General features: G+C 55.2%; 15 protein-coding genes. 10 read left to right on the top strand and 5 right to left on the bottom strand.

All coding sequences use genetic code 11. From position 1 onward, the window contains the following. The 8 genes from tpiA to ABX962_RS12575 all read left to right on the top strand — a co-directional run. A partial coding sequence (gene tpiA / locus ABX962_RS12610; RefSeq protein WP_372719882.1) for a triose-phosphate isomerase occupies nucleotides 1-651 on the top strand: 651 nt, incomplete at its 5' end. Nucleotides 652-710: 59 nt separating this feature from the next. Beyond that, a complete protein-coding gene (secG, locus tag ABX962_RS12605) occupies nucleotides 711-1,265 on the top strand; it encodes a preprotein translocase subunit SecG (protein WP_372719880.1) in 555 nt (184 codons plus the stop codon). 5 nt (nucleotides 1,266-1,270) lie between these two features. After that, nucleotides 1,271-2,230, top strand: coding sequence for a YicC family protein (locus tag ABX962_RS12600; protein ID WP_372719878.1), 960 nt, complete (start codon nucleotides 1,271-1,273; stop codon nucleotides 2,228-2,230). A gap of 17 nt (nucleotides 2,231-2,247) precedes the next feature. Further along, nucleotides 2,248-2,850, top strand: a complete 603-nt coding sequence (gene gmk / locus ABX962_RS12595) for a guanylate kinase (protein ID WP_372719876.1) — start codon at nucleotides 2,248-2,250, stop codon at nucleotides 2,848-2,850. Next, nucleotides 2,835-3,110: a DNA-directed RNA polymerase subunit omega gene (locus ABX962_RS12590; RefSeq protein ID WP_339938314.1), complete on the top strand. Its 276-nt coding sequence runs from the start codon at nucleotides 2,835-2,837 to the stop codon at nucleotides 3,108-3,110. Before gmk ends, ABX962_RS12590 begins: the two co-directional genes overlap by 16 nt. Continuing rightward, entirely contained in the window at nucleotides 3,107-3,658 is a 552-nt protein-coding gene (locus tag ABX962_RS12585; RefSeq protein ID WP_372719874.1) for a flavoprotein, read from the top strand. Before ABX962_RS12590 ends, ABX962_RS12585 begins: the two co-directional genes overlap by 4 nt. A gap of 67 nt (nucleotides 3,659-3,725) precedes the next feature. Then, entirely contained in the window at nucleotides 3,726-5,381 is a 1,656-nt protein-coding gene (locus ABX962_RS12580; protein ID WP_372719872.1) for a putative manganese-dependent inorganic diphosphatase, read from the top strand. A gap of 173 nt (nucleotides 5,382-5,554) precedes the next feature. Next, on the top strand, nucleotides 5,555-6,229 hold the full coding sequence (locus tag ABX962_RS12575) for a class I SAM-dependent methyltransferase (RefSeq protein ID WP_372719870.1): 675 nt from the start codon (nucleotides 5,555-5,557) through the stop codon (nucleotides 6,227-6,229). Nucleotides 6,230-6,409: 180 nt separating this feature from the next. On the opposite strand, the gene ABX962_RS12570 is transcribed toward ABX962_RS12575, so the two are convergent. After that, complete coding sequence (locus ABX962_RS12570) at nucleotides 6,410-6,952, bottom strand: hypothetical protein (protein WP_372719868.1); 543 nt, start codon at nucleotides 6,950-6,952, stop codon at nucleotides 6,410-6,412. 867 nt (nucleotides 6,953-7,819) lie between these two features. On the opposite strand from ABX962_RS12570, the gene ABX962_RS12565 reads away from it, so the two are divergent. Beyond that, on the top strand, nucleotides 7,820-9,382 hold the full coding sequence (locus tag ABX962_RS12565; protein WP_339938324.1) for a sigma-70 family RNA polymerase sigma factor: 1,563 nt from the start codon (nucleotides 7,820-7,822) through the stop codon (nucleotides 9,380-9,382). A gap of 114 nt (nucleotides 9,383-9,496) precedes the next feature. Then, nucleotides 9,497-10,891, top strand: coding sequence for a tetratricopeptide repeat protein (locus ABX962_RS12560; RefSeq protein WP_372719866.1), 1,395 nt, complete (start codon nucleotides 9,497-9,499; stop codon nucleotides 10,889-10,891). A gap of 253 nt (nucleotides 10,892-11,144) precedes the next feature. Here ABX962_RS12560 and ABX962_RS12555 read toward each other — a convergent pair whose 3' ends face one another. The 4 genes from ABX962_RS12555 to ABX962_RS12540 form a co-directional block, all read right to left on the bottom strand. After that, nucleotides 11,145-12,749 (bottom strand): Rne/Rng family ribonuclease, encoded by a 1,605-nt coding sequence (locus tag ABX962_RS12555; RefSeq protein WP_008697929.1) that lies wholly within the window; start codon nucleotides 12,747-12,749, stop codon nucleotides 11,145-11,147. Between the two features lie 75 nt (nucleotides 12,750-12,824). Next, the gene (locus ABX962_RS12550; RefSeq protein ID WP_372719864.1) at nucleotides 12,825-13,595 is read right to left on the bottom strand and encodes a TIGR03936 family radical SAM-associated protein; all 771 of its coding nucleotides are present in this window, start codon (nucleotides 13,593-13,595) and stop codon (nucleotides 12,825-12,827) included. A gap of 18 nt (nucleotides 13,596-13,613) precedes the next feature. Continuing rightward, on the bottom strand, nucleotides 13,614-15,359 hold the full coding sequence (gene ptsP, locus ABX962_RS12545; protein ID WP_339938331.1) for a phosphoenolpyruvate--protein phosphotransferase: 1,746 nt from the start codon (nucleotides 15,357-15,359) through the stop codon (nucleotides 13,614-13,616). A 278-nt stretch (nucleotides 15,360-15,637) separates the two neighbouring features. Further along, on the bottom strand, nucleotides 15,638-15,958 hold the full coding sequence (locus ABX962_RS12540) for an HPr family phosphocarrier protein (protein ID WP_372719862.1): 321 nt from the start codon (nucleotides 15,956-15,958) through the stop codon (nucleotides 15,638-15,640). Nucleotides 15,959-15,993 lie beyond the last annotated feature (35 nt).

Raw genomic sequence — 15,993 nt, 5'->3', positions numbered from 1 at the left:
TCGGTCCAAGTGGTCCTCTGTCCACCTTCGGTGTACCTGTCTAGCGTGGCGGATGCGGTCGCGGGAACATCGGTCCAGCTTGGCGCACAGAATTTGTACGCTGCCGAAGATGGTGCGTTTACGGGCGAAGTCAACGCAGCGATGTTGACCGATGTCGGCTGTGGCTTCGTGATCTTGGGTCACAGCGAGCGTCGCGCCTTGATGGGCGAAACCGATGCGGATGTCAGCAAGAAGCTACATGCGGCACTCGCTGGCAACTTGGTGCCAATCGTGTGTGTCGGCGAAACGCTTCAAGAGCGTGAAGCGGGTAAAATGGAAGAAGTGATCCAAACGCAAGTTCGCGGATCGCTTGCAGGACTTGATGAAGTCCGTGCAGCCGGGATCGTTGTCGCCTACGAGCCTGTATGGGCGATCGGCACCGGCAAAACGGCCTCTCCTGAGCAAGCCGAAGAGGTCCATGCCCTGATTCGCAAATTGTTGGGCGAGATGTTCACAACCGACGTAGCGGCACAGATCCGGATTCAATACGGTGGCAGCGTCAAACCAGGCAATGCCAAGGAATTGCTTGGACAACCGAACATTGACGGAGCTTTGGTGGGCGGAGCTAGCCTGAAAGCCGAAGATTTCGCAGGAATTATCGCGGCGGGTTAAACCCGGCACCGTCGCGAACACACCTTTACACATTGTCTATTTGAAGGACGAACTAAGTCATGATCGCTCTGATCACTGGATTTTTGCTGATTGCGTCGCTTGAAGGAGCCATTTTGGGCTTCTTGATGGGATTTTTGTCACTGTTTTTGATTCTGTTGGTGTTGATCCAACGCGGAAAGGGTGGCGGATTGACCGGAGCGCTCGGTGGTCCTGGGGGACAAAGTGCATTTGGTAGCAAAGCCGGAGACACGTTTACCGTGATTACCGTCGTCGTTGCCACCGTGTGGGCGTTCTCGTGTGCGTTCACGATGTGGTTGCTCGGCACCCATGCTCCGACCTCGACCGCCGACTCGGTGATCAAGTCGGGTGGCGGTGACAAAGACCCCGTTGGCGAGACGCTCAAGCTTCCGAAGCTTGATGGCGAAGGGATCAGTGGCTTGGAAGCGGGTTTGTCCAGCGGCGAAGAATCTAGCGAAAACTCGGTAGAACTGACGCCTGCGGCCAGCGGCGAAAAGAGCGAAGAAACCAGCGGCGACGATGCAGCCGTGGAAGTCTCCGAAGAAACTGCGGCCGACACCGCAGCCGAATCGGCCGACAGTGACGGCGACAAGTAGACTGCATGAGCTCTGTTACTCCTGAAAATGCTCGTAGCATGACCGGTCAAGGTCATGCGTCGCTGCAAACGGATCTTGGTACGTTTGTGGTGGAGGTGCGCACGGTCAATAATCGCGGTTTCAAATGCGTCTTGCGATCAAGCGATGCGTTATCGGCGTTTGATTCGCGAATCGAGTCGTTGGTTCGCAAGTTGATTCATCGCGGCAGCGTGAATTTATCGGTCACTTGGAAGCGACCTTCCTCGGAAACGCTGCCTCTGATTGATCAGCAGGTGCTCGGAGCCTACTTCGAACAGCTGCAGAAGGCGAAAGCTAGTTTTGCCGGCGATGGCGCGACGATCGATTTGGCTCAGCTTGCGATGTTGCCTGGCGTGGTGGTCCCCCGCTCGCAAGACCGCGCCGACACGGCGGAGGTGTGGCAGGGGTTAGAGCAGGTGATTCGTGACGCGGTGGACAGTCTCGATCAAATGCGGGCTCAAGAGGGAGCTCACATGGCGAGAAGTTTGCGGGCGGATTGTGATTTGATCCGCGCGCATGTCGATCAGATCGCCGAGCTCGGACCGCGAAGTGTCGACACCTACCAAAAGCGTTTAGAGACGAAAATTCAGCGTGTGTTGGCTCAGCACGACATCGAAGTGCCGATGATCGATCTGTTACGCGAAGTTCAGATCTATGCCGATCGGGTCGACTACAGCGAAGAGATCACGCGGCTGGGCAGCCATTTGCAGTTGTTCCTGCAAACCCTCAGCGGCAATGCTTCTGGTAGCAATCAGGCTGCTGGTGGTGGCGAAGCGGCGGGGGATCCCGAGCCCTCGGGCCGCAAGCTCGAGTTTATTGTTCAGGAAATGTTGCGAGAAACCAACACGATCGGCAGCAAGGCGTCGCAGACGGAAATTTCGGGGCATGTCGTCGAGATCAAGTGTGCAATCGAACGGATGCGAGAATTGGTCCAGAATCTCGAGTAATCCAGCGAAGGCAAGACATGAATTTGGAAGGACGTGGTCGGCTGATCATCATTTCTGGTCCGAGTGGAGCGGGGAAGTCGACGGTGGTGCGCCGATTGCGCGAGGAATGTCCGTTGCCGCTACAGTCAAGTATCTCGGCGACCACACGCAAACCGCGGCCGGGGGAACAGGACGGAGTGGACTACTTTTTCTTGGACCACGAAGAGTTTGAACAGCGGCGTCAGGCGGGGGACTTTCTAGAGTGCAAAGAGGTGTTTGGCCGTGGCCATTGGTACGGCACGCTTAGCGAGCAGGTCGCCTCTGGTCTGGAAGCTGGAAAATGGGTTATTTTGGAGATTGATGTCCAAGGTGCCCTGGCAGTCCTCGATCACAAAGAGTTCAGCCCGATTACACTATTCATTCATCCCGGTGGGATGGACGAGCTTGAGCGGCGGCTTCGCACACGCGGAACCGAGTCCGAAGAAGCGATTGCAGCGCGGCTAGAAACCGCCTGTCGCGAGATGCAGTTTATGCATCGATACCAATACGAAATCATCAACGAGTCGGTCGATCGAGCCGTCTCGGATATCTGCCAAATTTTGAAAGACCAAAAGGAAAAACAGCCATGCTCGAAGAGCTAAAAGAAGAAGAAATCGTCAACAAGGTCGGTGGTCGCTTTAAGTTGAGCACCCTGATTCAAAAGCGTTTGGTGCAATTAAACCAAGGCAGCCGAGCGCTTGTGAATGTCGACACACACGACAAGATGACGATTGTGTTGCAGGAAATCATGCAAGACAAAATCGTTTTGAATATGGATAACGAAATCCAGTCGCTCGAAGATCTGACGGCCGCTGCGGATGCTGCTTCGGACGGTCCTGATTTGGATGCGTCGGATCTATGAGTGAGCAGAGGCGGGCAATTCTGCTCGCCGTGGGTGGGGGAATCGCAGCCTACAAGGCAGCGACCGTTTGCAGTCGTCTCGTTCAATCGGGCTACGATCTGCGTACGGCTATGACCGCATCCGCATCTCAATTCATCGGCGCGGCCACGTTTGCGGCGCTCTCCGGTAAAACGGTCGCTCAGGGTTCCTTTGATCCTGAGCGATTTCCGTTAGGGGCCCACATCGAGTGGACTCGCGATTTGGACTTGTTGATCGTCGCTCCGGCAACTGCGAATCTTTTAGCAAAGTTTGCCTCAGGGCTCGCCGACGATCTTATTAGCACGTTGTATTTGCAAGCCGAATGTCCCGTGTTGTTGGCGCCGGCCATGAGCGCGTCGATGTGGAGCAAACCGTCGGTGCAGCGGAACGTGGAAACGTTGCGGCGTGATGGGTGTCATTTTGTCGGTCCTGAATCGGGTTGGCTAAGTTGCCGCGTTCGGGGCGAGGGGCGGATGGCCGAGCCTGACACGATCGTCGCGGCAGCGATTCAGCGGGTGCCTGCGTCTTAGCCCGGCTGCATGATGTTTGACTTTAATTCCATCTCACTTTGCTGCGTTTCGCGGTACGAGCCAAACCATGACTGTCTTTGTTTTCGGGCACCGCAATCCCGATACCGATGCAATTTGTAGTGCGATTGCCTACGCTGATTTTCTCAAGAAAACGACGCGTCCCGATGCCATCGCCGCCTGTTGTGGGGCGCCGAACCAGCGGACCGAGTTTGCGCTTCGCAAAGCCAAGTTGCCGCCGCCCCGGATCATCATGGACGTGCGTCCTGAGATCGAGGACGTCTGTCAACGCGACGTCGTCTTCGCCCGCCAATCCGAGGTCTTCTACGAAGTCTATCAGCGGATGAAAGAGCATGGGCTGCGGGCGATCCCGATCGTTGATGATCATGACAAGGTCGTGGGCATTGTCACGCTGCTAGAGCTTCTCGAATTGGTGTTGCAGGGCGGAGTGGATCCGGTTCACTCACGCGAGGTGTGTAGCAACCTTACCAAAGTTGCTTCGGTGCTCGGAGGCACATTCCAGCACGTGGTCGACCCCGATCGGACTGACGAGTTTGTCGTTACGGTTGGTGCGATGAGCGCCGAAGGGTTCACTCAGCGGATGAACCAATTTTCGGCCGACCGCTTGTTGGTCGTCAGCGGTGATCGACCGACGATCCAACTGCCCGCACTCGAACTCGGTGTTCGCGCGATGGTGATCGCGGGCGGTTATGAATTGTCCAGCGGTTTGTTGCACTTGGCCAAGGCTCGTGGCGTTTCGGTGATCATCAGCCCTTACGATACTGCGACGACCACGATGCGAATCAAGGCCGCTCGCTTGATCGATTCGGTGATCGATCGCGACTTTATTTCGTTGTCAGCAAAGATGCCTGTCGAAGCGGCGCGACAACAAATCTTTCGTTCCTCACAAACCGTCTTTCCCGTGCTCGACAATGGAAAGCTGTTTGGTGTGCTCAGTAAAAGTGACTTGGTGAACCCGCCGATGCCTGAATTGGTGCTGGTTGACCACAACGAGTTGTCGCAAGCGGTGCAGGGTGCCGAGGACGCGATCATCACCGAGGTGCTCGATCATCATCGGCTCGGTGGTTCGCTCAAGTCATCCAATCCGATTCGCTTTACTTTGGAACCGGTGGGGTCGACCTGCACGCTCGTCGCTCGGTTGTTTCGGCAAGCCAACTTGCAGCCCTCCGCCGGCGTGGCGCTGTGCATGGCGTCGGGCATCATTAGTGACACGTTGTTTTTGCGGTCTCCTACCACCACCGATGTCGATCGAGATATTTTGCAATGGTTACAGCAGTTTTGTTCGCTTGATTTGAACGAGTATGCGACCGAGTTCTTTGAAGTCGGGTCGGCGTTGCGATCCGGAGAAGCTGGCCGTGTGGTGCGTGAAGATTGCAAAGAATTTGAAGAGGCAGGAGTCAAGTTCTCGATTTCGCAGATCGAAGAGATTGGCTTCGATTTGTTCTGGGAGCGTAAGGATGAGCTGGTCGCGGCGCTCGATCAGCTGGCAAAAGACAATCACCTCGATTTTTCGGCGTTGTTGGTCACCGATATCTCCAGTAACGGCAGTCTGTTGTTGATGAGCCGGCAACCCGAGGGGTGGGACGAGATCAACTACCCCGAACTCGAAGAGAATCTGTATGAGCTCGAAGAGGTGGTCAGTCGCAAAAAACAACTGCTGCCGTTGATCATCAGCTTGCTCGATTCCGCCCCCTCGTCGAACTGAATTCCAGCTGCAATCCAAACTGTCCCTATTCTCGCCCCCGCCCGGCTTGGGAGTCCCTAACGATCGAAACGATTAACGAGTCTATCTACGACCATCCAAAGTATTACGATCTCGTGTTTGGTGCGGATTGCGCAGCCGAGGTTAAATTTATCCAGGCTTGCGGAAGCGAGTGGATGCAGCGAGCCCCGAAACGGCTGTTTGAACCAGCCTGTGGCACCGGGCGACTACTCTATGCACTTGTCAAAAAAGGGTTTCGCGTCGACGGGCTCGATTTGAACCCCAAGGCAGTCGAGTTTTGCAATGCCCGTTTTCGTCGGCATGGCGTGCGGGAATCCGCGTTCGTAGCCGATATGTCCGATTTCAAAACAAAGTGGAAATGCGACCTCGCGTTTAACACGATCAATAGCTTTCGCCATCTATGCAGCGAACGCGAGGCACGCGGGCATTTGCAATGTATGGGCGAAGTCGTTCGCCCCGGCGGTCTGTACTTGCTGGGCGTTCATCTCACGCCCACCACGGTCGCGCCGAGTGAAACCGAGTCATGGTCGGCGCGTCGCGGACACTTGGCGATCAGCACGCATATGTGGACCAATGAACGAAATACGGAAAGCCGCATTGAGCGGTTTGGCATTCGATTTGATATCCACAGCCCGTCGCACAGTTTCCGGATCACCGACGAGCTGGTGTTGCGAAGCTACACCCCCAAGCAAATGAATCGATTGATCCAATCGAGTAAGTGTTGGGAGGTCGTCGCCACCTACGACTTTGGTTACGACGTGGAGCATCCGATTGAGGTCGATGCGTCGACTGAGGATGTCGTGTATGTCTTGCGACGCAAGCCCGCATGAACGCAAGAACGCAAGTCTGGCTAATCGCAGCCCGAGGTTTGCGTGCGGTGCTTCCGGACGTTTGATCGGGGATTGGTTTCCAAGCCCTGTCGCGCCATTCGGGTTTGGGCGGCCTCGTCTCGACTTTAGCGGCGACCCGGTTTTTCTGTACCAAGTGTCTTCTAAAAATGAGGACGACGGTTACTGCCGTCGCGATCGACCGGAAGACGCAAAAATAATGGCTCCGATTAAAGTCAGAATTGCGACACCCCCAGCGATGGTCGCATTTTGTCCCCAGCCCTGCTTTAAATTTTGGACTCGCTTGTAGCCATAGGGGACGGGCAGTTCGAGGCCGGCCTCTTCCATCTGTTCGTATTCCCGCAGCAGTTCGGCGGGGTTGCGAGTCGGGTAAACCTCTCGCACCTCTTGCAAATGAATCTCGGTGGTCACGGGAGCATCAATCAGTGCCCAGCGAATGCCGCAGTAAGCCGCGATCAAAAGGCTTGCGGTGCAAATCAACCCCAAAGCCACGGTGCCGAACGTTTGAGCGAAGCTGGCCTCATTGTAGGGGGTGTGCTGGCCCGTGTCGGAGGGTTGAGACTCGTCTCTGGGCAGCTGCTTGAGCTCTCCGAGTCGGGGGACAGCGACCGATTGCTCGCAGGAGGGACAGAGAACGGAGTCACCCGCCTGCGAGGGGGTGACGGGGATCACGTTCTGACAATGGGGGCATGAAAGTTGGTACATGAAGATCAAATGAAAAAGAATTGAAGGCGAAGTGGGTGGACCACGGAGGCAACCTGACTAGAATCCAAAGTGTGCAAACGGCGCCACCGCCAACCCCTACCGCTCCCACCCGTTGACAGAGAATTTGTGTGACTTGCTCTCACTTTACTCTGCAACCGTGTCGGACACCTCCCATGGTGACTCGTGGTAACAATAACGAACTGTTTTGTTCGTCCTGGTGGACCGAAAGGATTGGGTCCCACCTACAAGAGTGGTCATTTGCCGAATGTTGCCAGGGAGGCAAGGAAAGCGGAGCGACTTAAATTTAGGTCATGAGGCTTGGAAGTGTTTGGATCGGGGAAGCTCTTGATTACGGCATCAACGTTGGGTTGGTTCGTACAGAGTTAGACCGGGCAATCTGTCATTCGGTGGTTGGTCAGCAAAGAGGGTTCCTCTTTTCTAACTTCTCCAACGGGTGGATTGTTCAGCCAGTCCCATGAACTGTTTCCGCAAAGCTCACTTCATGCCTAATACAAACAATCCGTTCATCTAGAAACTCCTTCCATTTGAAGTACTGTCGCACTAATGAGTCCACTGTGGTGTAGAGTTAAGGAGCAACTTTGTTCTCAAGCAACTTGTTTTCAAGCAACTCAGTAAACAACTTAATGTGAAACGAGCATTCGCAACTTAATGTGAAATGACGTTCACAGGGGGCTTCCGCTCATTCCTTTGCCAACTTGCACCAATACCAAACTTGCACATCAATCCATTTTTACATTTGCCATCCACCGCATGATTGTTCGTTTCGTTTGAACTCATCCCGTTTGAAACGATACGAAACCGATTTTCAGCCCTCATATCTCACACTGTTCCGCTAGGAGTTCCCCTTTGTTCGATACACTCTTGGACGAATTTGATGACGTAAGCGTCCAAAGCACCGAAGCCGTGACCGGCAGTTTTCGCAAGCTGCCGGTTGACGACAGCGACGATAACGATGCTGCCGTTGCGATGGCTTCGGCTGCCGATGGCGAAGTCCAACTCGAAAGCCCCGACGAACTGCTTGCTGGTGACGAAACCGAAACGTGGTCCGATGATCCGGTTCGGATGTACTTGACCCAAATGGGCGAGATTCCGCTACTGACACGAAAGCAAGAGATTGAACTTGCCAAGCGGATTGAAGAAACACGCCGTCGGTTCCGCACCAAACTGCTCGAGAACCATTACGTTCTCGTCGAAGCCTACAAGACGCTGAAGAAGGTTTACCGCGGCCAATTACCGTTCGACCGTACCGTTCAGGTTTCGGTCACGGACCATTTGGAAAAAGAGCAGATCGTCGGTCGTTTGCCCCACAACTTGCGTACGCTGCAAACCTTGCTGCGACGTAACCGTCACGATTGGAAAGTCGCACTCAGCAAAGCGGCTTCGCAGCGACGCCGCGTCGAAGCTTGGCGATCGCTTGCCCGTCGTCGTCGTCGTGCCGTGCGTTTGATCGAAGAGCTCGGTCTGCGTACTCAGCGAATTGAAACACGAATCGACTTGCTCGAAAAATTCTCGCATCGTTTGACCGAAATCGACCACATTATCTCGGACCAAAAACGCACCAAACATGGTCGCGAAGTGCGAGAAAAATTGCTTCATGAACGACGCCAAATCCTGACCGCGTGCCAGGAAACACCGACATCGCTACGCAATCGCGTTGCCATGCTTAACAAGGTGTACGCCGAGTACCAACAAGCCAAGCGTGAGCTCAGCGAAGGAAACCTTCGATTGGTGGTTTCGATCGCTAAGAAGTATCGTAACCGTGGATTGTCGTTCCTGGATTTGATCCAGGAGGGGAATGCCGGTTTGATGCGTGCGGTCGATAAATTTGAATACCGTCGTGGTTTCAAATTCTGTACCTACGCGACATGGTGGATTCGTCAGGCGATTACCCGTGCGGTTGCTGATCAGAGCCGAACGATTCGTATTCCGGTTCACATGGTCGAAACAATGAGCCGCGTGCGAAACGTTGCTCGTCAATTGTTGCAAGAGCTCGGACGTGAACCGACGATCGAAGAAACCGCACGTCGAGCCGACGTGACCGTCGAAGAAGCACGGCGTGTTTTGACGATGAGCCGTTTCCCGATTTCGTTGGATCGTCCCGTTGGTAACAGCGAAGATAGCCAGTTTGGTGATTTGCTTCCCGATGGTGCCGCCGAGAGCCCACAAATCGGTGCGACCCAAGAAATGCTGCGTGACCGTATCACCGGCGTCTTGAAGTCATTGTCCTATCGTGAACGCGAGATCATCAAACTGCGTTACGGGCTCGGTGATGGTTACAGTTATACGCTCGAGGAAGTGGGGCACATTTTTAAAGTGACCCGCGAGCGTATTCGCCAAATCGAAGCCAAGGCGGTGCGAAAGTTGCAACAACCAAGCCGTAGCCAGGATTTGGTGGGCTTCCTCGACTAGTCAAGTCGATCTATTTGTATTAACAATCGATGGCGATGTGCTTGCAAAAGTGCATCGCCATTTTTTTGTATCCGCGATTGATCACTCGCAGCCTGATCAAGGAACCCAAGCACGATGCCCACCGTCCATGAACTATTGCAGCAGGGTTGGCAACGGCATCAAGCAGGCAAGTTGGACCAGGCAATCGAGGTCTATCGTCATGTGCTCGCGCATTCCCCTAAAAACGCCGATGCGTTGGTCTATCTAGGGATCGCGTTTTTCGATCAACGCGACTTTGCACAATCCGTTTCGGTGTATCGCGAAGCGTTAGTGATTCGTCCGCAGTTTCCCATTGCTTGGAACAATCTTGGCAATTCGCTGCGGATGCTTGGGCAGATTGATGAAGCCGAACAGGCGTTGGCGACGGCGCTCGGGCAACAACCGGGCTACCTTTCGGCGCTTAAGAACCGCGGCACGCTGTGGGTCTGGGCGGGTGAGATCGAGCGAGGGTTGAGATGGTATGCCGAAGGATTGCAGGTGGATCCGAAGAATGCAGAGCTGCACCGCAACCTCGGTGTGATTCATCTGTTGCTGGGCAATTATGACGTTGGCTGGGCCGAGTATCGTTGGCGGTGGGCGATGCCTGGGGCGTATCGGCCCAATCTGCCAACGCCGGTTTGGCAAGGCCAGGATCTTGTGGGGAAATCGATCCTGTTGTACCCCGAGCAGGGACGAGGCGATGCGATTCAGTTTATCCGAGTCGCGTCAGTTTTGAAGCAAGCTGGAGCGACCGTGTACGTCCAGTGTGCGGCCGAGATGATGCCGTTGTTCTCGTCCGTGCCAGGGATCGATCTGTTACTGCCTGATGGCTCGGTTGTCCCGCCAATCGATTATCAAGCGTCGTTTTTGGACGTGGTTGATTTTTGGTACCAACAAACCAAGCAACTTGCGGTTGCGGATCAGCTGTTTTCCGCAGGCAGAGGTTATTTGGTGTCCAGTCCGGTGCAAAGCGAAACCTGGGCTCAGTGGATGCGGCAGCATGTTTTGGGGGCAGATGGTTCGGCCACACGCCGGATTGGAATCAATTGGCAGGGGAATCCTGAGCATCATGCGGATGTCTATCGCAGCATGCCGCTCGAATCGCTCGGGCCGCTGGCGAATATCCCCGGCGTTTCGCTGGTGAGTTTGCAGTTTGGCTACGGAGCGTCGCAGTTAGATGAGGGGGGCTTCGCCAATTCGGTGGTGCGTTTGCCCCCGGGGATCGACTCGGCGGCGGGGGCGTTTACCGATACCGCCGCGATTTTGCAAAACCTGGATGGGGTGGTGACGACCGATACATCGATCGCGCACTTGGCCGGTGCCCTCGGCGTCAATGTGACCGTGCTGTTGGGCAAGGTGCCCGATTGGCGGTGGCTGAATCAGGGTGCCGACACACCGTGGTATCCCAGTATGAGGTTGGTTCGTCAGACCGAGATGGGTGATTGGGCGGATGTCGTCGACAGAGTCGCCAAGCAACTCGCCTTGTCGTAGCAGAAGTCGTCAAGACTTTCGTTTTCTGGGATGCCCGGAAACTCTTGACGGCTTGTTGATTTAATGAGCCGCTCGCGCGTCAGCGGCCGGGTCCCACGCGTTACCCGGTGCCTTGCGGCCCACGACTCACTGTTACGATTTGCATTTGGATCAAATCAACAAGCCGTTGACGAGTTCCGCTACCCCGACCACAAGAAAAACGCTCGAGAGCTGAGGTTCTCGAGCGTTTTGGATACCTTCGAATTCGCTTTGACTACGAATCGATTTCAACGCGTTCGCCGTGAGCGTCGCGGCAATCCATTTCGAGGTGCTCGGGGAACAATCCCTCGCTGCCTAGGATTTGGACGGCCATCTTGCCGATGTCTTCGGCTTCCATCACGTCGCGACGTTTTTTGTTGTTTAGGTAGGCGGCGACTTCGTCGTTCACTCGAATCGTCACGCGTTCGATGTGTTTGTTGCGGACGGCTAGCGCCAGCATACGAATCACTTCGATCGACATGCTTTCGGCGGTCTTGACCAATCCCCGGCCTTGGCAGCACGGGCAATCGGTATAGATGCTGCGTTTCAGACTGGGGCGAATGCGCTGGCGTGTCATTTCGATCAAGCCAAACGGGCTGGTTCGCAAGATCTTGGTGCGAGCGCGGTCGGTCGACATTGCATCGCGAAGTGCTCGTTCGACTTTGCGTCGATAGCTTTCTTTACGCATGTCGATAAAGTCGTTGACGATCACACCGCCGAGGTCACGCAGACGCAATTGGCGGGCGATTTCTTTAGCTGCGGCTAGGTTCAAGCGGAAGGCGTTTTCTTCGGCGGAATCATTGCCGCGGAAGCTGCCGCTGTTGACGTCGATTGCCACAAGCGCTTCGGTGGGGTCAATCACGATCGAACCGCCGTCAGGTAATTGCACCTGGCGTTGATTGATCATCATGATCTCTTCTTCGAGCTTGTGTTTGTGGAACAGCGGCTCGCTTCCCTCGTACAGCTTCAAGCGATCGACGACGCGAGGCATAACCATTTTCAGGAAGTCACGTGCCTTTTCGTACGACTCGGGTTCGTCGATCAGGATTTGGTCGATTTCGTCGCAATAAATATCGCGGATTGTACGGATAATCAAATCGCTTTCTTCGTACAGCACGCCTGGTTCGTTAAGCGTTTTGACGCGGCGAACGATCGCTTTCCAAAGACGCAACAGGTATTCCATGTCGCGTTGCAGTTCGATTTCGCTACGGCCCGCGCCGGCGGTGCGAACGATGAATCCGAGACCCTTTGGAGGATTCAACGACAAAAGGCATCGTTTGAGCCGTTTGCGATCGTCCTCGTCTTCGATTTTGCGGCTAACGCCCACGCGGCAAAGTGCGGGCATCAAAACCAGGTAGCGACCGGGGATTGAGATGTACGTGCTAAGCGTCGGTCCCTTGGTGCCGATGCCTTCTTTGATCACTTGGACAAGGACTTCGTCGCCGCGGCGAAAAATCTCTTGGATTGGTGGTTTGACGCGAGGTCGGCCCCCTTTGAATGCGTGTTTGTTGCCATGGCCTGAGTCACGAGCACGCTTGGCGGCCGCTTCTGCCATTTCGTCAGACTCTCGCATCACCTCTTCGGGGTCGTAGCCGCCTTGGCGAAAGTACTGAGGTTCGACGTCGCTGATATGTAGAAATCCGTTGCGTCCGACACCAAAGTCGACGAACGCGGCTTGGATGCTTGGTTCAAGGTTGACGATCTTGCCGCGGTAAATGTTCCCGGCAAACGCTTCGACACTTTTCCGTTCGATGTACAACTCGTCGAGTCGGTCATCGGCTAACACTGCAATCCGACATTCCTCGGGTTGCAGTACGTTGATTAGCATTTCTTTCTTCATAAAAAGTCACCTTTCAGGTGGTTTTGTCAGCTTTGTGCGAACCAATCAGTTGCGTTCGCATGGACGCTGGCAGGGTTAGTATTCGGTAGTTGTGTTGTGAGTGGCGTCGGTCGCGAAAGCGACTTCGGCAGGGTTATCGGATTGAAATTCGTTTTCCAGGATGACGCGTTCGCGAATGACGAGCGATCCGTTTTCGATCCAGTCGTCAAACCCCAGCAGATCGAGGACGTCGTGCGGCTTCAACGATGCCGATTCGGACGCGGCCAGTGTCAATCGCAATCGATCACCGGAAAGTTCCAAGTTCAAGATTTGTTCGGCGACGTTGGCCACCAGTGTTTTCTTTTTGCGCTCGACCGAGACGGTCGCTTGGCCAAGTAATCGCGTGATCGCCGCCTGGATCGCCACCGCGTCCGCAGGCTCAGGAAGCGTCACCGAAAACCGGCTCTGTTTGAGTTGCCCTTTGCCAAACGCTTCGGGCAATTGGCTGACGCTTTTGATGATCAGCCCCGGTTGGTTGTCGTTTTCAAGGCGTTTGAGTAGTTCCGCGGGCGAAATGTTTTCCGCCAATTCAAGTTCAACGACTTCATCCAGCCCTTCGACGCCGAGTGCCAGTGCCGAGGGAAACGCGATACGTGGCTTGGGGTGAAAGCCTTCGCTCATCGAGAGTTTGAGCGTGGCGCGTCGCGCGATCCGCTCCCATAATTCCGCCAGATCACGGTGGCTGATCCATCGCAACAAGCCGGCTTTCTGGAACCGCACTCGATACCGAATCCTGAGCGAAGCCAATTCGTTTGGCGCCGCGTGCTTTGATTCTGTCGGTTCAGAGGGCTCAGTCACGTTACTCATTCGCTTGCAGACGGATCATCAGTGAACGATCAGCTCCGGTGCTAGGGCACTGAGTCGGTCTTGAAGATAGAGGTCAACATCACGTGCCGCCTCGAACGTCATCGCGCGCTCTGCAATCTGGATGCATTGCTTCAGTGTGACGCTGCGAATCGCCTTTTTGACCCGGTGCAGCGACGACGGAGGAACGCTCAAGTTGCGAACGCCTAATCCGATCAGTAGTAATGCGCGGCCGGGATTGCTGCTCATCTCGCCGCAAACCGCTAGCGGTGTCTGGTTGGCATCGGCCACCTTGACGCTGCTTGCGATCAGCCGCAGGACCGCTGGGTCACAGGACTGGTAGAGATCGGCGACGTATTCGTTGCTGCGATCGACCGCCAAGGTGTATTGGGCAAGATCGTTCGTGCCGATGCTGAGGAAGTCGACTTCTTTGACAAAGCGATCCAGCATGATCACCGCCGCTGGGACCTCGACCATCATGCCGACCGGGATATCTGACCGGTAAGGGATGCCTGCTTCGTTGAGGTCCTCGGCTACAACATTAAGTAGCATGCGAGCTTGTCGCAATTCCGCAATCGTGGTGATTAGCGGAAACATCACTCGCACGTCCCCGTGCACTGCGGCGCGTAGCACCGCACGAAGTTGGGGGCGAAACAGGTCGAGGTTTTTTAGTGATAGCCGAATGCTGCGGAGCCCGAGGAACGGGTTGTGTTCTTGTTCGGCAAGCGGACGTTGCCCCATTTTGTCAGCACCGAGGTCCAGCGTGCGAATGACGACCGGACGACCGTCCATCTCGCGGACCACTTGGCTGTAGGCTTCGTAGTGGTCCTCTTCGCTTGGCTCTTCGGTGCTGGATAGGTACAGGAATTCGGTTCGGTACAGCCCGATGCCATCGGCGCCCCGTTCGAGGCAAGATTCAGTTTCGTGCGGAAATTCGATATTCGCACTCAGTTGAATTCGCACCTTATCAGCGGTTTCGGCAGGCAGGTCCTTGAGTTCCGCCAATCGTGCGGCAAGCGACTCACGTTGTTGCAGGCGTTCTTCGTAATGGGCGAGTGTTTCTTCGTCAGGGTCGATAATCACGCGACCGCGATCGCCATCGACAATCACTGTCGCTGCGGCTCCGATGTTCTCGAGAAACGTTCCAATGCCAACGACGGCGGGAAGTTCAAGCCCTTTGGCGACAATTGCGGTATGACCACCGGGCCCGCCGGTCTCGGTACAAAAGCCGCGAACGTAACGGCGGTCCAAGCTCGCCGTTTCGCTGGGGGTCAACACGTGCGAAAGTACGATCACGGGTTCCGTGAGTTCGGACAGCGGTTGCCGCGATACGGCACCTAATTGCAGCAGTAATTGTTTTTCGATGTCCAGCACATCTTCGGCACGATCGGCAAGCAGCGGATTGTCGAGTCGGCGAAGTGCTGCGGCGTAATTGTGCAGCACGCGGCTGACGGCATAGGCTGCTGATTGCCGCTCTTCGCGAATTCGGCGGCCCAACTCGGCGTGTAACCGCGGGTCATGCAGCATTTGCAATTGGGCTGCAAAGATGTCGCCGGTGTTCACCCCAGCAACGGCTGAGGTTTCCAGGCGATTGGTTTCCAGCAGGGCGGAAACCGCGTCCACGGCGGTCTGTAGGCGCGTGTATTCACCTTCCGCATCTTCTGCGGCCACGAGGCACCGGGGGATTCGGTAGCCATCAGGGTCCAGGACGAGCGCAGGACCGATAGCAACGCCCGGTGAAACGGGAATGCCTTGTAGTTCGACCATCGTTGGCCGATGAATTGTCGGCGAGAAAGCAAGAGTTGTGTGGCGTGCACGTGGTGCAGGTTCCGCCTCAGCGCAATCCGCAACGCGGCGCTATCGGTCCATCGTTGGACCGGTCATTTCTTGACGCTCTCTCAAGACGCTCCATCGTTATGTTCGCTTGAATTGGGTTGATCATTGAAGAGATCAAGCTCTCTCGCTTGTTGCTTAGCTCCGGCATCACTCTGGATTTTTTGATCCGTGAATGCCGGTTAAGCTTGAAACTCGGGCGTTGCATCGATTTAGGGGTCTGCAACGGGCCTGACGTCTTCCTCGACTGTGTTTGCTAGTTCATCGAATCCAGAATCAAACAGCTCCGCAATGGCTTGAATCGCAGCTTGCGCATCCTTGCCGTCGGCACTCAGCGCTAGCTCTGTGCCGTGGCTAGCTCCGAGTGTCAGCAGTGACAGGATGCTTTTGCAGTCGACATGCTCGTTGCCTTTGCCGATTTTAATAGCCGATTCAAACTGGCTGGCCAGTCGAACAAGCATGTCGGCAGGGCGTGCGTGCAAACCTTGCGGGTTTTTGACGACAACGATTCGAGTTAATGGGGGTGTGTTCATTAGCCAGATACGAACTGGTTGTCATCCGCTTCTTG

Source organism: Novipirellula sp. (assembly GCF_041583735.1).
Taxonomy (GTDB): domain Bacteria; phylum Planctomycetota; class Planctomycetia; order Pirellulales; family Pirellulaceae; genus Novipirellula.
This window is presented reverse-complemented; position numbering and strand designations above follow the sequence as displayed.